The organism is Pseudomonas stagnisoli (assembly GCF_048595745.1).
Taxonomy (GTDB): domain Bacteria; phylum Pseudomonadota; class Gammaproteobacteria; order Pseudomonadales; family Pseudomonadaceae; genus Aquipseudomonas; species Aquipseudomonas alcaligenes_A.
On the sequence record NZ_CP184361.1, the window covers coordinates 3971346 to 3990676 of the forward strand.

23 protein-coding genes are annotated in these 19331 nt (G+C 65.5%); 19 read left to right on the forward strand and 4 right to left on the reverse strand.

The annotated features are described in order from the left end of the window. Nucleotides 1–19: 19 nt before the first annotated feature. The 9 genes from argS (at nucleotide 20) to ACOAPY_RS19135 (ending at nucleotide 10543) form a co-directional block, all read left to right on the forward strand. Nucleotides 20–1759, forward strand: coding sequence for an arginine--tRNA ligase (gene argS / locus ACOAPY_RS19095; RefSeq protein WP_465154347.1), 1740 nt, complete (start codon nucleotides 20–22; stop codon nucleotides 1757–1759). Beyond that, nucleotides 1760–2446 carry an SPOR domain-containing protein gene (locus ACOAPY_RS19100; RefSeq protein WP_465154348.1) on the forward strand — a complete coding sequence of 229 codons (687 nt, stop codon included), beginning with the start codon at nucleotides 1760–1762 and terminating at the stop codon, nucleotides 2444–2446. Nucleotides 2447–2685: 239 nt separating this feature from the next. Next, nucleotides 2686–3216: an ATP-dependent protease subunit HslV gene (gene hslV / locus ACOAPY_RS19105; RefSeq protein WP_021698843.1), complete on the forward strand. Its 531-nt coding sequence runs from the start codon at nucleotides 2686–2688 to the stop codon at nucleotides 3214–3216. Between the two features lie 23 nt (nucleotides 3217–3239). Next, entirely contained in the window at nucleotides 3240–4580 is a 1341-nt protein-coding gene (gene hslU, locus ACOAPY_RS19110) for an HslU--HslV peptidase ATPase subunit (RefSeq protein WP_465154349.1), read from the forward strand. A 52-nt stretch (nucleotides 4581–4632) separates the two neighbouring features. After that, the gene (locus ACOAPY_RS19115; RefSeq protein ID WP_465154350.1) at nucleotides 4633–5004 is read left to right on the forward strand and encodes a gamma-butyrobetaine hydroxylase family protein; all 372 of its coding nucleotides are present in this window, start codon (nucleotides 4633–4635) and stop codon (nucleotides 5002–5004) included. A 300-nt stretch (nucleotides 5005–5304) separates the two neighbouring features. Beyond that, nucleotides 5305–6984, forward strand: coding sequence for a class II poly(R)-hydroxyalkanoic acid synthase (gene phaC / locus ACOAPY_RS19120; RefSeq protein ID WP_465154351.1), 1680 nt, complete (start codon nucleotides 5305–5307; stop codon nucleotides 6982–6984). 169 nt (nucleotides 6985–7153) lie between these two features. Further along, nucleotides 7154–8011 carry a poly(3-hydroxyalkanoate) depolymerase gene (phaZ, locus tag ACOAPY_RS19125; protein WP_465154352.1) on the forward strand — a complete coding sequence of 286 codons (858 nt, stop codon included), beginning with the start codon at nucleotides 7154–7156 and terminating at the stop codon, nucleotides 8009–8011. A gap of 157 nt (nucleotides 8012–8168) precedes the next feature. After that, nucleotides 8169–9851 carry a class II poly(R)-hydroxyalkanoic acid synthase gene (gene phaC / locus ACOAPY_RS19130; protein WP_465154353.1) on the forward strand — a complete coding sequence of 561 codons (1683 nt, stop codon included), beginning with the start codon at nucleotides 8169–8171 and terminating at the stop codon, nucleotides 9849–9851. Nucleotides 9852–9928: 77 nt separating this feature from the next. Then, nucleotides 9929–10543: a TetR/AcrR family transcriptional regulator gene (locus ACOAPY_RS19135; protein ID WP_061903194.1), complete on the forward strand. Its 615-nt coding sequence runs from the start codon at nucleotides 9929–9931 to the stop codon at nucleotides 10541–10543. Between the two features lie 54 nt (nucleotides 10544–10597). On the opposite strand, the gene ACOAPY_RS19140 is transcribed toward ACOAPY_RS19135, so the two are convergent. From ACOAPY_RS19140 to ACOAPY_RS19150, 3 genes are all read right to left on the reverse strand, one after another. Continuing rightward, nucleotides 10598–11374, reverse strand: a complete 777-nt coding sequence (locus ACOAPY_RS19140; protein WP_142135787.1) for a phasin family protein — start codon at nucleotides 11372–11374, stop codon at nucleotides 10598–10600. A gap of 10 nt (nucleotides 11375–11384) precedes the next feature. Then, nucleotides 11385–11837 carry a phasin family protein gene (locus tag ACOAPY_RS19145; protein ID WP_061903193.1) on the reverse strand — a complete coding sequence of 151 codons (453 nt, stop codon included), beginning with the start codon at nucleotides 11835–11837 and terminating at the stop codon, nucleotides 11385–11387. Nucleotides 11838–11934: 97 nt separating this feature from the next. Next, nucleotides 11935–12213 carry a polyhydroxyalkanoic acid system family protein gene (locus tag ACOAPY_RS19150; protein WP_021698853.1) on the reverse strand — a complete coding sequence of 93 codons (279 nt, stop codon included), beginning with the start codon at nucleotides 12211–12213 and terminating at the stop codon, nucleotides 11935–11937. A 114-nt stretch (nucleotides 12214–12327) separates the two neighbouring features. Between ACOAPY_RS19150 and ubiE the strand changes: the two genes are divergently transcribed. The 10 genes from ubiE (at nucleotide 12328) to ACOAPY_RS19200 (ending at nucleotide 18758) form a co-directional block, all read left to right on the forward strand. Then, nucleotides 12328–13098, forward strand: coding sequence for a bifunctional demethylmenaquinone methyltransferase/2-methoxy-6-polyprenyl-1,4-benzoquinol methylase UbiE (ubiE, locus tag ACOAPY_RS19155; RefSeq protein WP_076582727.1), 771 nt, complete (start codon nucleotides 12328–12330; stop codon nucleotides 13096–13098). Continuing rightward, nucleotides 13098–13712: a ubiquinone biosynthesis accessory factor UbiJ gene (locus ACOAPY_RS19160; RefSeq protein ID WP_076582725.1), complete on the forward strand. Its 615-nt coding sequence runs from the start codon at nucleotides 13098–13100 to the stop codon at nucleotides 13710–13712. The genes ubiE and ACOAPY_RS19160 overlap by 1 nt, the downstream gene beginning before the upstream one ends. Next, nucleotides 13709–15298 carry a ubiquinone biosynthesis regulatory protein kinase UbiB gene (gene ubiB / locus ACOAPY_RS19165; RefSeq protein ID WP_465154354.1) on the forward strand — a complete coding sequence of 530 codons (1590 nt, stop codon included), beginning with the start codon at nucleotides 13709–13711 and terminating at the stop codon, nucleotides 15296–15298. Before ACOAPY_RS19160 ends, ubiB begins: the two co-directional genes overlap by 4 nt. Before the next feature lie 106 nt (nucleotides 15299–15404). Continuing rightward, on the forward strand, nucleotides 15405–15803 hold the full coding sequence (gene hisI, locus ACOAPY_RS19170) for a phosphoribosyl-AMP cyclohydrolase (protein ID WP_021698857.1): 399 nt from the start codon (nucleotides 15405–15407) through the stop codon (nucleotides 15801–15803). Then, entirely contained in the window at nucleotides 15796–16128 is a 333-nt protein-coding gene (locus tag ACOAPY_RS19175; protein ID WP_021698858.1) for a phosphoribosyl-ATP diphosphatase, read from the forward strand. Before hisI ends, ACOAPY_RS19175 begins: the two co-directional genes overlap by 8 nt. A 23-nt stretch (nucleotides 16129–16151) precedes the next feature. Beyond that, nucleotides 16152–16424, forward strand: coding sequence for a twin-arginine translocase TatA/TatE family subunit (locus ACOAPY_RS19180; RefSeq protein ID WP_465154355.1), 273 nt, complete (start codon nucleotides 16152–16154; stop codon nucleotides 16422–16424). A 9-nt stretch (nucleotides 16425–16433) separates the two neighbouring features. Continuing rightward, nucleotides 16434–16790: a Sec-independent protein translocase protein TatB gene (gene tatB, locus ACOAPY_RS19185; RefSeq protein WP_465154356.1), complete on the forward strand. Its 357-nt coding sequence runs from the start codon at nucleotides 16434–16436 to the stop codon at nucleotides 16788–16790. Then, nucleotides 16787–17566 (forward strand): twin-arginine translocase subunit TatC, encoded by a 780-nt coding sequence (tatC, locus tag ACOAPY_RS19190; protein WP_280053335.1) that lies wholly within the window; start codon nucleotides 16787–16789, stop codon nucleotides 17564–17566. The genes tatB and tatC overlap by 4 nt, the downstream gene beginning before the upstream one ends. Continuing rightward, nucleotides 17563–18270, forward strand: a complete 708-nt coding sequence (locus ACOAPY_RS19195; protein WP_076582715.1) for a 16S rRNA (uracil(1498)-N(3))-methyltransferase — start codon at nucleotides 17563–17565, stop codon at nucleotides 18268–18270. The genes tatC and ACOAPY_RS19195 overlap by 4 nt, the downstream gene beginning before the upstream one ends. A gap of 65 nt (nucleotides 18271–18335) precedes the next feature. After that, on the forward strand, nucleotides 18336–18758 hold the full coding sequence (locus ACOAPY_RS19200; protein ID WP_465154357.1) for a UPF0158 family protein: 423 nt from the start codon (nucleotides 18336–18338) through the stop codon (nucleotides 18756–18758). A gap of 7 nt (nucleotides 18759–18765) precedes the next feature. On the opposite strand, the gene ACOAPY_RS19205 is transcribed toward ACOAPY_RS19200, so the two are convergent. Continuing rightward, entirely contained in the window at nucleotides 18766–19302 is a 537-nt protein-coding gene (locus ACOAPY_RS19205) for an RDD family protein (protein ID WP_465154358.1), read from the reverse strand. Between the last annotated feature and the right edge of the window lie 29 nt (nucleotides 19303–19331).

The window sequence follows — 19331 nt, forward strand, 5'->3', positions numbered from 1 at the left end:
GCGGCCGACCGAGCAGACCATGAAAGACACCATTCGCCACCTGATCCAGCAAGCCCTGACCCGCCTGACCGCCGAGGGCGTGCTGCCCGAAGGGCTGAGTCCGGTGATCCAGGTGGAGAACACCAAGGACAAGAGCCACGGTGACTTCGCCAGCAACATCGCCATGATGCTGGCCAAGCCGGCCGGGCAGAAGCCGCGCGACCTGGCCGAGAAGCTGATCGCCGCCCTGCCCGCCGACGCCGGCATCAGCAAGGTGGAAATCGCCGGCCCCGGCTTCCTCAACTTCTTCCAGAACAGCGACGCCCTGGCCGAGCGCCTCGAAGCGGCACTGGCCGACGCCAGGCTCGGCGTGCGCAAGAACGGCGCGGCGCAGCGCGTGGTGGTCGACCTGTCGGCGCCCAACCTGGCCAAGGAAATGCACGTCGGCCACCTGCGCTCGACCATCATCGGCGACGGCGTGGCGCGCGTGCTGGAGTTCCTCGGCGACACGGTGATCCGCCAGAACCACGTCGGCGACTGGGGCACCCAGTTCGGCATGCTGCTGGCCTACATGCAGGAAAACCCGGCCGCCGCCGAAAGCGAGCTGGCCGACCTGGAAGGCTTCTACCGCGCCGCCAAGAAGCGCTTCGACGACTCCGCCGAGTTCGCCGATCGCGCCCGCGAGCTGGTGGTCAAGCTGCAGGCCGGCGACGCCGAGTGCCTGCGCCTGTGGAACCGCTTCAACGATATCTCCCTGAGCCACTGCCAGGCGCTCTACGACCGTCTCGGCGTGAAGCTGTCGATGGCCGACGTCAAAGGCGAGAGCGCCTACAACGACGACCTGCCCAACGTCATCGCCGACCTTGCCGCCAAGGGCCTGCTGACCGAGGACAACGGTGCCCAGTGCGTGTTCATGGACGAGTTCAAGAACGCCGAGGGCAACCCGCTGCCGCTGATCGTGCAGAAGGCCGGTGGTGGCTACCTGTACGCCACCACCGACCTGGCCGCCACCCGCTACCGCGCCGGCACCCTCAAGGCCGACCGCGCCCTGTACTTCGTCGACCAGCGCCAGGCCCTGCATTTCCAGATGGTGTTCGCCTGCGCGCGCCTGGCCGGTTTCGTGCCCGCCAGCTTCGAGATGGAGCACATGGGCTTCGGCACCATGAACGGCCCGGACGGCCGCCCGTTCAAGACCCGCGACGGCGGCACGGTGAAGCTGGTCGAACTGCTCGATGAAGCCGAGCAGCGCGCCTACGCGCTGGTCAAGGGCAAGAACCCGGACCTCGGCGAAGACGAGCTGCGCGAGATCGCCCGCGTGGTCGGCATCGCCTCGGTGAAATACGCCGACCTGTCCAAGCACCGCACCAGCGACTACAGCTTCAACTTCGAGCTGATGCTGAGCTTCGAAGGCAACACCGCGCCCTACCTGCTGTACGCCTACACCCGTGTGGCCAGCATCTTCCGCAAGCTGGGCAAGGACGTCAGCGAAATCGGCGGCAAGATCACCCTGGTCGCCGAGCAGGAGCAGGCCCTGGGCGCCAAGCTGGCGCAATTCAACGAACTGCTTGCCAGCGTCGCCGAGAAGGGCACGCCCCACCTGCTGTGCAGCTACCTCTACGACCTGGCCGGCCTGTTCTCCAGCTTCTACGAGAACTGCCCGATCCTCACCGCCGAAGATCAAGCCACCCAGCAGAGCCGCCTGCGCCTGGCCGCCCTGACCGGCCGCACCCTCAAGCAGGGCCTGGAGCTGCTCGGCCTGGACACCCTGGAGCGCATGTAAGTGGCTGCGAAGAAGAAGCCCGCGCCCAAACGCGGCGCCAGCCGCTACCAGGCGCCGGCGAAGAAGCCGGTGCCGGGCTGGGTATGGCTGGCCTGCGGCGCCGCCGTCGGCGCCTTCTTCATGTTCCTGTTCAGCCTGGAACCGGGCCGCGACGAAGTGAAGCGCAGCAAGCCCGAGGACCCTCGGCAGAGCGTCGCGCAGAAGCCGCAACCGCAAGCACCGCAGGAACCGGTCAAACCGAAGTACGACTTCTATACCCTGCTGCCCGAGTCCGAGGTCATCGTGCCGCCAGACGCGCTGCCGCCCGCCGACGCGCCCAAGCCGCCGGAGCAGAAGCCGGTGACGCCCGAGGAAGCGGCCAAGATCGACGCCGCCCGCGCCGAAGCCGCGCTCAACGGCGAGACCCCACCACCGCCGCCGGTGGTGGTGGCCAAGGCGCCGGTCACCACCCAGTTCTTCCTGCAGGCCGGCTCGTTCCGCAAGCGCGAAGATGCCGACAAGGTGCGCGCGCAGATCCTCCTGCTCGGCCAGAACGTGCAGGTGGAATCGGGCAAGGTGCGCGAGGAAAACTGGTTCCGCGTGCTGGTCGGCCCCTACGCCAGCCGCGAGCAGCTGGCCAGCGCGCAGAAGCAGTTGGCCGCCAGCGGCTTCAGCAATCTCTTGTTACAGCAGCGCCAGAGCCGCTGAGAGGCAGCTCACAAGCTGCTGCGCGTCGGTCATGCTGCGTTGAACACTGGCTCAGGCTGCTCATTTACTGCCTGTAAACTGCGCGCCTTCGCCAGTGTTCGCCTTGCCTGCCCCTGGCTCGCGATCTTGTGAGCCGCCTCTGATCCGCGATTTGCGACCGCCCGGTTGAAAAGCCGGGCGGGCCACCCCATCTGATCTCCATTCGGGCACTTCTGCCCCGCTGCGTGGAGATCCACCCCTTGACCACCATCGTTTCAGTCCGCCGCAACGGCAAAGTCGTCATGGGCGGCGACGGCCAGGTTTCCCTCGGCAACACCGTGATGAAAGGCAACGCCAAGAAGGTCCGCCGCCTCTACCACGGCCAGGTGCTGGCCGGCTTCGCCGGTGCCACCGCCGACGCCTTCACTCTGTTCGAGCGCTTCGAGGGCCAGCTGGAAAAGCACCAGGGCCATCTGGTGCGCGCCGCCGTCGAGCTGGCCAAGGACTGGCGTACCGATCGCTCGCTGAGCCGCCTGGAAGCCATGCTGGCGGTGGCCAACAAGGACGCCTCGCTGATCATCACCGGCAACGGCGACGTGGTCGAACCCGAGCACGGCCTGATCGCCATGGGTTCCGGTGGCGGCTTCGCCCAGGCCGCGGCGCTGGCCCTGCTGCAGAAGACCGAGCTGTCGGCCCGCGAAATCACCGAGGCCGCATTGAACATTGCCGGCTCCATCTGTGTCTTCACTAACCAGAATCTGACCATCGAGGAAGAAGACTGCGCCCAGTAAGCGCGGCTTCCGGAGCCACATTCATGTCCATGACGCCCCGCGAGATCGTTTCCGAACTCAACCGCCACATCATCGGCCAGGACGACGCCAAGCGCGCCGTGGCCATTGCCCTGCGCAACCGCTGGCGGCGCATGCAGCTGCCGGCCGAGCTGCGCCAGGAAGTGACGCCGAAGAACATCCTGATGATCGGCCCCACCGGCGTCGGCAAGACCGAGATCGCGCGCCGCCTGGCCAAGCTGGCCAACGCGCCCTTCCTCAAGGTCGAGGCGACCAAGTTCACCGAGGTCGGCTATGTCGGCCGCGATGTCGAGTCGATTATCCGCGACCTGGCCGATGCCGCCCTGAAGATGCTGCGCGAGCAGGAAGTGCAGAAGATGCAGCACCGCGCCGAGGACGCTGCCGAGGAGCGCATCCTCGACGCCCTGCTGCCGCCGGCCCGCGTCGGCTTCAACGAAGATCCGCAGCCGACCCAGGACTCCAATACTCGCCAGCTGTTCCGCAAGCGCCTGCGCGAGGGCCAGCTGGACGACAAGGAGATCGATATCGAGGTCGCCGAGCAGCCGATGGGCGTCGAGATCATGACCCCGCCGGGCATGGAGGAGATGACCAGCCAGCTGCAGAACCTGTTCTCCGGCCTGACCAAGGGCAAGAAGAAGACCCGCAAGCTGAAGGTCAAGGACGCCCTGAAGATGGTGCGCGACGAGGAAGCGGCGCGCCTGGTCAACGAGGAAGAGCTCAAGGCCCGCGCCCTGGAGGCGGTGGAGCAGCACGGCATCGTCTTCATCGACGAGATCGACAAGGTCGCCAAGCGCGGCAATGTCAGCGGTGCCGACGTGTCCCGCGAGGGCGTGCAGCGCGACCTGCTGCCGCTGATCGAGGGCTGCACGGTCAATACCAAGCTGGGCATGGTCAAGACCGACCACATCCTGTTCATCGCCTCCGGCGCCTTCCACCTGGCCAAACCCAGCGACCTGGTGCCTGAACTGCAGGGCCGCCTGCCGATCCGCGTGGAGCTGAAAGCCCTGTCGCCGCAGGACTTCGAGCGCATCCTCACCGAGCCGCATGCGGCGCTGACCGAGCAGTACAGCGCGCTGCTGAAGACCGAGGGGCTGCACATCGAGTTCGCCACCGACGGTATCCAGCGCATCGCCGAGATCGCCTGGCAGGTCAACGAGAAGACCGAGAATATTGGTGCGCGGCGCCTGCATACCCTGCTCGAACGCCTGCTGGAGGAAGTCTCCTTCAGTGCTGGCGACCTGGCCGGCCAGCAGAACGGTGAGCCGATCCGCATCGACGCTACCTACGTCAACGGCCACCTCGGCGAGCTGGCGCAGGACGAAGACCTGTCGCGCTACATTCTCTGATGTCGCTGCGGGGTGGATAATCGCTTATCCACCCCGCTTCAGGATTCCCACCATGCGCATGCCCACCGCCATCAAGCTGCACAAGGCCTCACGCACCCTGGAGCTGACCTACGGCGACGAGCGCTACAGCCTCGGCGCCGAATTCCTGCGCGTACACTCGCCCTCGGCCGAGGTGCAGGGGCACGGCAAGCCCATCCTGCAATACGGCAAGCTGAACGTGGCCCTGAGCCGTGTGGAGCCAGCCGGCAACTATGCACTGAAACTGTGCTTCGACGACGGCCATGACAGCGGCCTGTACACCTGGGACTACCTCTACCAGCTGGCCACCCGCCAGGAGCAGCTGTGGGCCGACTATCTGCAACAACTGGCCGCCGCCGGCAAGTCGCGCGACCCGAGCGAGTCAGTCGTGCGCCTGATGCTCTAGAAACCACCGCCGGCAGGCTCTGCCGCGGCCCTCTCGTCATATTGCCTTCATGCCTAGAGCGCATTTTCTAATCGCGCTCGGCATACTCCCGCGCGCTGCGCAATCCGCACTGGCGAACTTGCGCAAAAACGGAAACTCGGGTAACCAAGGAACTGGCAGGTTCCATGCATTTGCCCAGGCGAATGCGAAGAAAGCGCGGAGTTCCCTCCGCACCCGGCAAACCCGAGCAGTACCAGCCCTTCGCCCTGTGCCTTTCACAGCTGCAGTTGGTATTCGTCTCAGGACAATGGAGCGTCGTAGATGACCCACAAAAATAATGAAGACCTGCATCGCCAAGCCTCGGAAAACACCTTGGGACTGAACCCGGTGATCGGCTTGCGCGGCAAGGATCTACTCACTTCTGCCCGCATGGTGCTGGCCCAGGCCATCAAGCAACCTTTTCACAGCGCCAAGCATGTGACGCATTTCGCTCTCGAACTGAAGAACGTGATGCTCGGCCAGTCCGCGCTGACCCCCGAGGCCGATGATCGTCGTTTCGCCGACCCGGCCTGGAGCCAGAACCCGCTGTACCGCCGCTACCTGCAGACCTACCTGGCCTGGCGCAAGGAACTGCACGACTGGATCGAGGACAGCAACCTCTCCGAGCAGGACACCAGCCGCGGCCATTTCGTCATCAACCTGATGACCGAAGCCATGGCGCCGACCAACAGCATGGCCAACCCGGCAGCGGTCAAGCGCTTCTTCGAAACCGGCGGCAAGAGCCTGCTCGACGGCCTTTCCCACCTGGCCAAGGACATCATCAACAATGGCGGCATGCCCAGCCAGGTGAAGATGGATGCCTTCGAGGTCGGCAAGAACCTCGCCACCAGCGAAGGCGCCGTGGTGTTCCGCAATGACCTGCTGGAGCTGATCCAGTACAAACCCATCACCGAGCAGGTACATGAGCGTCCGCTGCTGGTGGTTCCGCCGCAGATCAACAAGTTCTATGTCTTCGACCTGTCGCCGGAGAAGAGCGTGGCGCGCTTCCTCCTGCGCAACGGCATCCAGACCTTCGTGGTGAGCTGGCGCAACCCGACCAAGGCGCAGCGCGAATGGGGCCTGTCGACCTACATCGAGGCGCTCAAGGAAGCCGTCGACGCGGTCACCGAAATTACCGGCAGCAAAGACATCAACATGCTGGGCGCCTGCTCGGGCGGCATCACCATTTCCTCGCTGCTCGGCCACTACGCCGCCCTCGGCGAGAAAAAGGTCAACTCCATGACCCTGCTGGTCAGCGTGCTGGACACCAAGCTGGACACCCAGGTCGCGCTGTTCGCCGACGAGAAGACCCTTGAGGCCGCCAAGCGCCGCTCTTACCAATCCGGCGTGCTGGAAGGCAAGGACATGGCCAAGGTGTTCGCCTGGATGCGCCCGAACGACCTGATCTGGAACTACTGGGTCAACAACTACCTGCTGGGTAACGAGCCGCCGGTGTTCGACATCCTCTACTGGAACAACGACACCACGCGCCTGCCGGCCGCCTTGCACGGCGACCTGATCGAGCTGTTCAAGACCAACCCGCTGACCCGTGCCGGCGCCCTGGAAGTCTGCGGTACGCCGATCGACCTCAAGCAGGTCACCAGCGACATCTACTGCGTGGCCGGCACCACCGACCACATCACGCCCTGGGAAGCCTGCTACAAGTCCTCGCTGCTGTTCGGCGGCAAGGTCGAGTTCGTGCTGTCCAACAGCGGTCATATCCAGAGCATCCTCAACCCGCCGGGCAACCCCAAGGCGCGCTTCGTCACCAACAGCGAGCCGGCGGCCAATGCCCGCGAATGGCAGGAGAAAGCGACCAAGCATGCCGACTCCTGGTGGCTGCACTGGCAGCAGTGGTTGGCCGAACGCTCCGGTAAGCTGAAGAAGACTCCGGCCGCACTGGGCAACAAAGCGTACACACCGGGCGAGGCCTCCCCCGGCACCTATGTCCATGAGCGCTGAGTTACACCTGCTGTCGTAACGCTGCACCCTGCGCAGTACTGCCCGCAGCACCCGGAAGTGCTGCACGCCGCAAGGGCCCAGGCCCGAGCGTCGCCACCCGCACAAGCGGGAGATTGGCAAGCGGCTCCGGAAGGCCGCTTGCCACGGATTCATGTATAGGGCCTAGCGCATGCCGCAACCTTTCGTTTTTCGCACCATAGAGCTGGATGGCCAGACCATCCGCACTGCGGTCCGCCCCGGCAGCAGCAACCTGACGCCACTGCTGATCTTCAACGGCATCGGCGCCAACCTGGAGCTGGTGATGCCCTTCGTCCGCGCGCTGGACCCGGACCTGGAAGTGATTGCCTTCGATGTTCCCGGCGTCGGCGGCTCATCGACCCCGAGCACGCCCTACCGGTTCCCTGGCCTGGCCAAACTGGCAGCGCGCATGCTCGACTACCTGGACTATGGCCAGGTCAACGCCATTGGCGTGTCCTGGGGCGGCGCACTGGCACAGCAGTTCGCCCACGACTACCCGGAACGCTGCAAGAAGCTGGTGCTGGCCGCCACCTCGGCCGGCGCGGTGATGGTACCGGGCAAGCCCAAGGTGCTGTGGCGCATGGCCAGCCCCAAGCGCTATATCCAGCCGTCCTACGGCGTACACATCGCCCCGGACATCTACGGCGGCGCTTTCCGTCGCGACCCCAAGCTGGCCCTGGCGCACGCCTCCAAGGTCCGCTCGGGCGGCAAGATGGGCTACTACTGGCAGCTGTTCGCCGGCCTCGGCTGGACCAGCATCCACTGGCTGCACCGCATTCGCCAGCCCACCCTGGTCCTTGCCGGAGACGATGATCCGCTGATCCCGCTGGTCAACATGCGCCTGCTGGCCTGGCGCATTCCCAACTCGGAACTTCATGTGATCGACGACGGTCACCTGTTTCTGGTGACGCGCGCCGAAGCGGTAGCACCTATCATCATGAAGTTCCTCCAGGAGGAACGGCAGCGCGCGGTGATGCATCCGCAGCCGCAGCCCGTTCGCAGTCACTGATCGCACAACTGTAGTGCTACTCCGGCAGGCTCGCCCCAGGGCGATGCCGGCCGGACAGGGAAGAATTTTCGCGCGGCAGTCTGGAATGCCCACCGGCGCGCCTTGGTACAAGCCTTGCTGTCATCGGTTATGACAGTTTGACGACGGAGCCTGCCCCATGCGAGACAAGACTGCACCGGGATCCATGCCGGTACCCGCACACTTCATGAATGCGCAGAGCGCGATGGTCGGCCTGCGCGGTCGCGACCTGTTCTCCACCCTGCGCACGCTGGCCTTCCAGGGCCTGCGCCAACCGGTGCACAGCACGCGACACCTGCTGTCGTTCGGCAAACAGTTGGGACGGGTGATGCTGGGCGACACGCCGCACCAGCCCAACCCGCAGGACAGTCGCTTCGCCGACCCCACCTGGCACCTCAACCCCTTTTACCGCCGCAGCCTGCAGGCCTACCTGGCCTGGCAGAAGCAGCTCAAGGCGTGGATCGACGAGAGCGATCTGTCGGCGGACGACCGCACCCGCGCGCACTTCCTGTTCTCTCTGCTCAACGATGCCCTGGCGCCGTCCAATACCCTGCTCAACCCACTGGCGGTCAAGGAGCTGTTCAACAGCGGCGGCGCCAGCGTGATCCGTGGCGCACGCCAATTGCTCGACGACCTGCTGCACAACAGCGGCATGCCGCAGCAGGTCAACAAGCAGGCCTTCGAGGTTGGCCGCAACCTGGCCACCACACCGGGCGCCGTGGTGTTCCGCAGCGAGATGTTCGAGCTGATCCACTACAAGCCGATGAGCGAGAAGCAGTACGCCACGCCCTTGCTGGTGGTGCCACCGCAGATCAACAAGTTCTACATCTTCGACCTCAGCCCGGAGAAGAGCTTCGTCCAGTACTGCCTGAAGAACGGCCTGCAGGTGTTCATGATCAGCTGGCGCAACCCGGACGCGCGCTATCGCGAGTGGGGCCTGTCCAGCTATGTGCAGGCGGTCGAGGACGCCACCGAGGTGTGCCGCCTCATCACCGGCAGCAAGGAAGTGAACCTGATGGGTGCCTGCGCTGGCGGCCTGACCATTGCCGCCCTGCAGGGCCACCTGCAGGCCAAGCGCCAGTTGCGCAAGATCGGCTGCGCCACCTACCTGGTCAGCCTGCTGGACAGCCAGGTGGAGAGCCCGGCCATGCTGTTCGCCGACGAGCAGACCCTGGAGTCGGCCAAGCGCCGCTCCTACCAGAGTGGCGTGCTCGATGGCCGCGACATGTCGCGGGTGTTCGCCTGGATGCGCCCCAACGACCTGATCTGGAATTACTGGGTCAACAACTACCTGATGGGCAAGGAGCCGCCGGCCTTCGACATCCTCTACTGGAACAACGACAACACCCGCCTGCCGGCGGCGCTGCATGGCGACCTGCTCGACCTGTTCAAGCACAACCCGCTGATCCGCGCCGGCGGCCTGGAGGTCTGCGGCACGCCGATCGACCTGTCCAAGGTCAACCTCGACAGCTTCAGCGTGGCCGGCATCAACGACCACATCACGCCCTGGGACACGGTGTACCGCTCCACCCTGCTGCTGGGCGGCAGCCGCCGCTTCATCCTGTCCAACAGCGGGCATATCCAGAGCATCCTCAACCCGCCGGGCAACCCCAAGGCCACCTACTTCGAGAACGGCAAGCTGACCAGCGACCCGCGTGCCTGGTACTACGACGCGCAGAAACAGGAAGGCAGCTGGTGGCCGCAATGGCTGGAATGGATCCAGCAGCGCTCCGGGGAGCAGCGCGAAACGGTGTTCGCCCTCGGCAGCAACAAGTACCCGGCGATGGAAGCCTCGCCGGGCACCTACGTTCACATGCGCTGAGGCGCGGCGAAAGCGCTGGCCGGGCGCCGCCCCGGCCGGTTATCGTCGAGTCCCCGGCGGCCACTCAAGATCATGGAATGAAGACCCGCGACCGCATCCTCGAAACCGCCCTGCAGTTGTTCAACGAACAGGGCGAACCCAACGTCTCCACCCTCGAAATCGCCACCGAGATGGGCATCAGCCCGGGCAACCTTTATTACCACTTCCACGGCAAGGAACCGCTGGTGATGGAGCTGTTCGAGCGCTTCCAGGCCGAGCTGGCACCGCTGCTCGACCCGCCGCACGAGGCCGAACTGGGCGCCGAGGACTACTGGCTGTTCCTGCACCTGATCGTCGAGCGCCTGGCCTCGTACCGCTTCCTGTTCCAGGACCTGTCCAACCTCTCCGGGCGCCTGCCCAAGCTGGCACGCGGCATCCGCCAGTGGCTCAACCAGCTCAAGCGCACCCTGGCCAGCCTGCTGGCCCGGCTCAAGGCCCTTGGCCAGTTGCGCAGCGACACTCCCGCCCTGGGCCAGCTGGTCGAGCAGATCACCCTGACCCTGCTGTTCTCCCTGGACTACCAGCGCATCCTCGGCGCCCAGGGCGAAGTCCGCCTGGTGGTGTTCCAGGTGATGATGCTGGTCGCCCCGCACCTCACCGATGAACCACGCCACGCCGCCGAACGTATCGCCCAGCGCTACCTGGAAGCCTGACCCTGAAATGCAAAAGCCCGGCACTGGGCCGGGCTTTTGTACATCCTGACGGGATCAGGACGGGGTGGCGGGAGTCGCCGGAGCTGCGGCAGGAGCCGGTGCAGCGGCCGGAGCCGGCGCCGGAGCGGCAGGCTTGGCAGCAGCCGGTTTGGCGGCCGGTTTCGGCGCGGCAGGCTTCTTCACCGCCGGCTTCTTCGCGACAGCCGGCTTGGCAGCAGGCTTGGCGGCCGGTTTGGCAGCGGCGGGCTTCGCTGCGGGTTTCGCAGCAGCCTTGGCGGCAGGCTTGGCAGGCGCTTTCGCGGCCGGCTTGGCAGCAGGCTTGGCAACGACCTTGGCGGCGGCCTTGGCAACCGGCTTGACCGACTGACCGGTGAGCTTCTCGATCTGCTTGGTCAGGCTGTCGACCTTGGTCTGCAGAGCCTTCACCTCGTTACGGCTGGGCACGCCCAGACGCGAGATGGCGCTGTTCAGGCGCTTGTCGAAAGCCTCTTCCAGCTCGCTCCACTTGCCCAGGGCCTTGCCCTTGACTTCGTCGACCTTGGACTTGGCCGAACCGACGGTGCTGCCGACGCTGGACTTGACCACGTCGAGCTGCTTGTCGACTTCGGTCTTGGCCTTCTTCTCGGCCTTCTCGCCGTCCTTGACCAGGCCGTCGAACAGCTTGTTGCCGTCGTTGCTGATCTTGGAATAGGCGCCGAGACCGGCCAGCCAGATCTGCCGCGAGTACTTCTCGATCTCGCCGATCCAGGAGTTGTTTTCCTTCTTGGCAGCCGCTTTCTTTGCCGCCGGTTTTGCTGCCGCTTTTGCAGCGGTAGGTTTCTTAACAGCCATCCTGCTCTCCTTATTGGGTACGCGCCACTCGCTCAAGCAAAGCATTCAACTCGTCCAGCTTAGCAGAGAGTGCCTCAACATCCTGCTTGGAGGGAATACCCAGGCGGTTCAGTGCGCTGGCGACGCGGTTGTCGAAGGCCTTCTCGATCTTGTCGAACTGCACTTCAACCTTGCCTTTGACTTCGGAAACGCTGCTCTTGACGCTGTTCAGCTGGGTTTCGATCTGGCTGTTGGCGGCATCAACCTGCTCGCTCACCAGCTTCTTGCCCTGCTTCTCCACGCCTTCGCCGGCCTTGACCAGCTCCTTGAAGTACTCGGCGCCTTCGGCACCGGCCTTGGCGTAGGCGCCCAGACCGGCCAGCCAGACCTTGCGGGCATAGGCTTTGACGTCGGTCAGAACGGTGAGTTTGTCTTCGACTTTCTCGACTGCGACTTTCTTCTTGGCGGCAACTTTAGTGGCCATGATGCACCTCGCGTTCAAAGTGATGGACTGGTGGTCCTTTGCCAGGACTTGAACGCAAGGTAGAGGGAAAAATTAGAAATCACATACTAGGGGCGATTCAGGCCTGCAGGTGCTTGTCCAGTGTCTGCTCAATCTCGCGCTTGATCGTGCCGCCCAGCGCGGACAGCAGCAGGCCCAGCTTGAGTTCGACCCGCACGCTGTCGTCACCGACGGCAATGGTGCCGTCCGCACCGCTGCGCTTGAACTCCAGGGTGTCGCCGCTCCAGCGGTACTTCACGTCGTACTCGCTGGCCAGGCGCTGGGCCAGCGCCTCGGCCTTCTCGCGGGCAACGGCGAGGCCAAGGGAATGGGAACGTTCGACGGTGATACGGGACATGCGTGACTCCTGCTGCGACCTGGTGTCACGCGACTATAACAGCTCCACCCGGCGCCAAGACAAAGGCCGGCCGGGGGTTTAGAATGGCCGCCACTTCGATTCAGGTGACGCGACATGAACGACCCGCGCAAGGCCCCAGAGCAGGAAAAGACCACCCACTTCGGCTTCCAGGACGTCCCGGAAAGCCAGAAGGCGGAGAAGGTCGCCGAAGTCTTCCACTCGGTGGCGGCCAAGTACGACCTGATGAACGACGTGCTCTCCGGTGGCCTGCACCGTCTGTGGAAGCGCTTCACCATCGAGTTGTCCGGTGTGCGCCCGGGCAACCGCGTACTGGACATCGCCGGCGGCACCGGCGACCTCACCCGCAAGTTCTCCAGTCTGGTCGGCCCGAGCGGCGAAGTGGTGCTCGCTGACATCAACGACTCCATGCTCAAGGTCGGTCGCGATCGTCTGCTGGACAAGGGCGTGGCCGGCAACGTGCAGTTCGTCCAGGCCGATGCCGAGGCACTGCCCTTCCCCGACAATCATTTCGACGTGGTCACCATCGCCTTCGGCCTGCGCAACGTGACCCGCAAGGAGAACGCCCTGCGTTCCATGCTGCGCGTGCTCAAGCCGGGCGGCCGCCTGCTGGTGCTGGAGTTCTCCAAGCCGGGCAACCCGCTGCTGGCCAAGGCCTACGACACCTACTCGTTCAGCTTCATGCCGCTGGCCGGCAAGCTGATCACCAACGACGCCGACAGCTACCGCTACCTGGCCGAGTCGATCCGCATGCACCCGGACCAGGAAACGCTCAAGGCGATGATGGTCGAGGCCGGCTTCGAGCGCGTCACCTACCACAACATGACTGGCGGCATCGTCGCCCTGCACCGCGGCATCAAGCCCTGATGCTGACCCAGGCGCTGCTGGCGGGCGTTGAGCTTGGTCTCAACCGTGTGCTGCAAATGGACAGCACCGCGCTGCCGCGCCTGGCCCGGCTGGAAGGCAAGCTGATCGAGGTCGACTGCCAGAGCCCCGCGCTCAAGCTGTTCATCCTCCCTGGCGCCGAGGGCCTGCAACTGGCCAGCCATTGGGAAGGCGCCGACTGCGTGCTCAGCGCGCCTGCCAGCAGCCTGCTCAAGCTGGCCCTGGCCAAGGACAAGACTGCCATCCTGCACCGCCCGGAAGTCACCCTCAGCGGCGATAGCGCCGTGCTGCTGGAGTTGGCCGGCATCCTCCAGGACCTGGAGCTGGACTGGGAATACGAACTGTCGCGCTGGCTCGGCCCGGTCGGCAGCCAGCTGCTCGCGGGCCACCTGCGCAGCCGCGTGAACTGGGCCGGCGAAAGCCTGGACAGCCTGCGCCAGACCCTCGCCGATTACCTGGCCGAGGAATCGCGCAGCCTGGTCGGCGAGCGCGAAGCCCAGGCCCGCTTCGATGAACTGGACGACCTCAAGCTGGCCCTCGATCGCCTCGACGCGCGCATCGACCGCCTCGCCCGGAATCTGCACAAGAACTCATGAGCCTGCTCGCCACCCGCCGCCTGCTGCGCATCCTGCGCGTGGTCATCCGCTACCGTCTGGACGACCTGCTGCTGACCCTGCCACTGCCCACCTGGATGCGCGCCCTGCGCTTCGCCCTACCCTGGCGCTGGCTGCCGCGCGGCCAACAGGAACTGAGCCGAGGCGAGGCGCTGCGCCTGGCCCTGGAAGACCTCGGCCCGATCTTCATCAAGTTCGGCCAGCTGCTCTCCACCCGCCGCGACCTGCTGCCGCCGGACGTCGCCGACGAGCTGGCGCGCCTGCAGGACCAGGTCCCACCGTTCGACCCCGAGCATGCCGTGGCGCGCATCGAGGAGCAGCTGGGCGCCAAGGTAGGCGATATTTTCGCCCGCTTCGACGTGCAGCCGCTGGCCTCGGCCTCCATCGCCCAGGTGCATGCCGCGCAGCTGAAGAGCGGCGAGGAAGTGGTGGTCAAGGTGATCCGCCCCAACCTGCGGCCGATCATCCGCTCCGACCTGGCCTGGCTGTTCCTCGCCGCACGCATCGCCGAGAAGGCCTCGGCCGATGCACGTCGCCTGCGCCCGGTGGAAGTGGTGTCGGACTACGAGAAGACCATCTTCGACGAGCTCGACCTGATGCGCGAGGCGGCCAATGCGAGCCAGCTGCGACGCAACTTCGCCGACTCGCCGCTGCTCTACGTGCCGCAGGTGTACTGGGACTGGTGCCGGCCCAAGGTGCTGGTGATGGAACGCATCTACGGCGTGCCGGTGACCGACCTGGCGACCCTGGCGGACCAGCGCACCAACATGAAACTGCTGGCCGAGCGCGGCGTGGAAATCTTCTTCACCCAGGTGTTCCGCGACAGCTTCTTCCACGCCGACATGCACCCCGGCAACATCTTCGTCGCCACCCGCACGCCCTGGAGCCCGCAGTACATCGCCATCGACTGCGGCATCGTCGGCAGCCTCACCCCCGAGGACCAGGACTACCTGGCGCGCAACCTGATCGCCTTCTTCAAGCGCGACTACCGCAAGGTGGCGCAGCTGCACATCGACTCCGGATGGGTGCCAGCGGAAACCAAGGTCAACGAGTTCGAGGCGGCCATCCGTACCGTGTGCGAACCAATCTTCGAGAAGCCGCTGAAGGACATCTCCTTCGGTCAGCTGCTGCTGCGCCTGTTCCAGACCGCGCGCCGCTTCAACATGGAAGTACAGCCGCAGCTGGTGCTGCTGCAGAAGACCCTGCTCAATATCGAAGGCCTGGGCCGCCAGCTCTATCCGGACCTGGACCTGTGGAGCACCGCCCAGCCTTTCCTCGAACGCTGGATGCGCGAACGCATCAGCCCCCTGCACCTGCTGCGCAACCTGCAGCAGCAGGCCGAGCAGGTGCCGCATCTGTCGCAGATGGCCCGCGACACCCTGGAGCGCCTCAACCTGCCGCGCCCCGCGGCGCCCGTCGAGGCGGCGCAGGGCTCTGCCTGGCCGCTGCGCCTGCTCGGCGCGGCCCTGGTCGCCGGCGGCGTCAGTCAGGGCCTGGTGCTGGCTCCTGCGGCCTGGGCCGCCTGGCTAAGCCTGGGCGCCGGCGTAGCGCTGATCCTGCGCCGATAGCCAGTCACGCCCCCGACTGGCACACTTGGACTTTCGGCACCTTAGCGGTGCAGCAACGGCGCAGCGCCTGCGCCATGACAGTGCCCGGCAACGGGCGGATTGAGACATGACCGACTGGCTCGACGAAATTCACTGGAACGAGGATGGCCTGGTGCCGGCCATCGCCCAGGACCACAAGACCGGGCGCGTGCTGATGATGGCCTGGATGAACCGTGAGGCCCTGGCCCTCACCGCGGCCGAGCAGCGTGCCATCTACTGGTCACGTTCGCGTGGCAAGCTGTGGCGCAAGGGCGAGGAGTCCGGCCATGTGCAGAAGCTCCATGAGCTGCGCCTGGACTGCGACGCCGACGTGATCATCCTGCTGGTCGAGCAACTCGGCGGCATCGCCTGCCACACCGGGCGCGAAAGTTGCTTTTACCGGGTCTGGGAAAATGGCGCGTGGCACACCGTCGATCCGGTACTGAAAGACCCGCACGCCATCTACCAGGGACACAAGCATGAGTGACACCCTCACCCGCCTGGCCGAGGTGCTGGAGGCGCGCAAAGGCGCGGCGCCGGACAGCTCCTACGTGGCCAGCCTGTACCACAAGGGCCTGAACAAGATTCTGGAGAAGGTCGGCGAAGAGTCGGTCGAAACCATTCTTGCGGCCAAGGACGCGGCCATCAACGGCGATTGCAGCGACCTGATCTACGAAACCGCGGACCTCTGGTTCCACAGCCTGGTCATGCTCGCCGCCCTCGGCCAGCATCCGCAGGCCGTGCTGGACGAGCTGGACCGCCGTTTCGGACTTTCCGGGCACGACGAGAAAGCGGCGCGCTCCACTTCCTGAGTTCATTTTCGAGGACTGTTTGCATGGGCATTTTCGACTGGAAACACTGGCTGGTCATACTCATCGTGGTGGTACTGGTGTTCGGCACCAAGCGCCTGAAGAACCTTGGTTCCGACCTGGGCGAGACGATCAAGGGCTTCCGCAAGGCAATGAACAGCGACGAGGACAAACCGGCCGAAGCGGCGCCGCAAGCGCCGGTTCAGGCAACGCCGAGCACCACCACGGAAGCGCCGCACAAACCGCAGACCATCGACGCCCAGGCCCAGCGGGTAGAAGACCCGGTACGCAAGGACTGAACCTGAGCCATGTTCGATATCGGCTTCTCCGAGCTGCTGCTGGTCGGGCTGGTGGCACTGGTCGTGTTCGGCCCCGAGCGCCTGCCCGGGGCCGCACGCACGGCTGGCCTATGGATAGGCCGGCTCAAACGCAGCTTCAGCGCGATCAAGGCCGAGGTCGAGCGCGAAATGGGCGCTGACGAAATCCGCCGCCAGTTGCACAACGAGCAGATCCTGCAGATGGAACGCGAGCTGCAGCAATCGATTCAGCCCCCGGCCACGCCGGCCACCAGCGAACCTGGGACGCCTCCGGCACCTGTCCAGACAGGCTCCAGCGTGCCGACTCCCCAGCCCCCGGCCACTCCGGAGCCGCCGCGCCAGCCATGACCGAACCGAATACCGAAATGCCCCTGGTGGCGCACCTGACCGAGTTGCGCACGCGCCTGCTGCGCTGCGTGGTCGCGATCTTCATCGTGTTCGCCTGCCTGTTCTACTTCGCCCAGGACATCTACACCTTCGTCTCGGCGCCGCTGCGGGCCTACCTGCCGGAAGGTGCGACGATGATCGCCACCGGCGTCGCCTCGCCCTTCCTCACCCCGTTCAAGCTGACGGCCTGGTGCTCGCTGTTCCTCGCCGTGCCGATCATCCTGCACCAGGTGTGGGGGTTCATCGCCCCCGGGCTGTACAAACACGAGAAGCGCATCGCCCTGCCGTTGCTGGTCTCCAGCATCTTCCTGTTTTACGGCGGCATGGCCTTCGCCTACTTCCTGGTGTTCCCGCTGATCTTCCACTTCTTCGCCAGCGTGACCCCGGACGGGGTGGCGATGATGACGGACATCAACGAGTACCTGGACTTCGTCCTCACCCTGTTCTTCGCCTTCGGCGTGGCCTTCGAGATCCCGGTGGCGACCTTCCTGGTGCTGTGGGTCGGCATCGTCGATATCGAGACGCTGAAAAAGAGCCGCCCCTACGTGATCGTCGGCTGTTTCGTGGTCGGCATGATCCTCACACCGCCGGACATTTTCTCGCAGACCCTGCTGGCGGTGCCGATGTGGATGCTGTTCGAGGTCGGCCTGCTGTTCGGCGGCCTGGTACGCAAGCGCGGCGAGCCTGAGGCGGACGACGAGCAACCCGAAGACCAGCCCCCCGCACCGCTGCCATGAATCTGCTGCTGCTGGAAGACGCCGATTTCGTCGCGGCGGACCGTGCCGTCCTCAGCGGCCGCCGGCTCAAGCACCTGCATGAGGTGCATGGCGCCGAGAGCGGTGACTCTCTGCGCGTCGGCCGCCTCGGCGGCCTGATGGGACGCGGCACCCTGCTGGCCCTGGACGAACAGCACGCCGAACTGCGCGTCGAGCTGGACCAACCGCCGCCGGCCAAGCTGCCGTTGACCCTGCTGCTGGCCCTGCCCAGACCGAAGATGCTAAAGCGTGTGCTGCAGACCGTGGCCGCCATGGGCGTACCGCGCCTGGTGCTGCTCAACAGCTACCGGGTGGAAAAGAGCTTCTGGCAGACCCCCTTCCTCGAACCCGAAGCCATTCGCGAGCAGCTGCTGCTGGGCCTGGAACAGGCCCGCGACACCGTGCTGCCCGAAGTGAGCATCGAGAAGCGCTTCAAGCCCTTCGTCGAGGATCGCCTACCCGCCATCAGCGCCGACACCCTGGGCCTGGTCGGCCATCCGGGCGACTACCCCGCCTGCCCACGCGCCGTGAGCGAAGCGGTCACCCTGGCCATCGGCCCGGAAGGCGGCTGGATTCCCTACGAGGTGGACAAGCTGCAGGAGGCCGGTCTGGCACCGGTGCAGCTGGGCGAGCGTATCCTGCGCGTGGAGACGGCCGTACCGGCATTGCTGGCCCGCCTGTTCTGAACGTCGTTGTCGTGCAACACGCGCAGGCTTAGGCTGGTGCATCGCCCGCGCTTCCGGAGCCCGCCATGCGCCCGCTGACCATCGACCTGGACGAACTGGCCTGCGCCCTCAACACCGAAGGCCTGGATCACTACCTGGACCTGTTCAGCGGCAAGCTGCTGCTGATTCCCGAGGAAGATGCCGATCCCGAACTGGAAGCCCTGTTGCGCGAGGAGCCGGAGCGCTTCCTGCTGGTTGAGCCGCTGCAGGCCGAGGACACCCTGGCGCTGATGCGCGAATTCCTCGCCGAAGTGATCCATCCGCACGCCTATGGCGAACTGCAGCAGGCCCTGGAGAGCCGGCGCCCGGTGCGCACCTTCAATCACGTCCTGATGTACTACCCGGCATTGCTGCAGGCCTGGCGGGCCTTCGAGGCCGGGCGCCTGCGTGAACTGGCGCAGGACTGGCTGGAACAGAACGAACTGCAGCCTGCCCAGCCACTGCACTGAGCAGTGCTCAGGCGACGGGCTTCAATCCGTCAACAGCCTCGGCCTGGGGCTGCGCTGGTACCCGCAGGATGACCAGGGTGCCGGCGAGGCGGTCATGCGGCCCCTGCCGGCGCTTGTCCACGCTCATCCAGACGGCCAGCAGAAGGATGGCATAGCCACCCAGCACGGCGCACAAGGCCACGAAGACCAGGTAGCGCAGCACCAGCCGCCACCACACCGGACGCGTCAGGGTGCGACGGTCCACCAGCTCCGCGTCCACCGCCCTCATTCCCGGCGTCTTGCCCCAGCGATACCAGCAGAGCAGGAAATAAAGCGGCCCCAGCAACAGCAACGACAGCTCGCTCAGCAGGGCAAGCAGGGCGCTGGAGTCGGCCGTGACGTGCATCAGCAACACGGCGGCGAGGATCACCGCAACGCCCAGGATCACCAGCAGGAAGAAATCCAGCAAGGCGCCGGCCCCGCGGTCGAGCACGCCAACCAGCTGGTAGTGCTGGCCGCTGGCAGAGTGCTCATAGGTGCGGTGATTGATACGACGGTCTTCCATGTCCATTCACTCCGTTAGGGAAGCTTGCT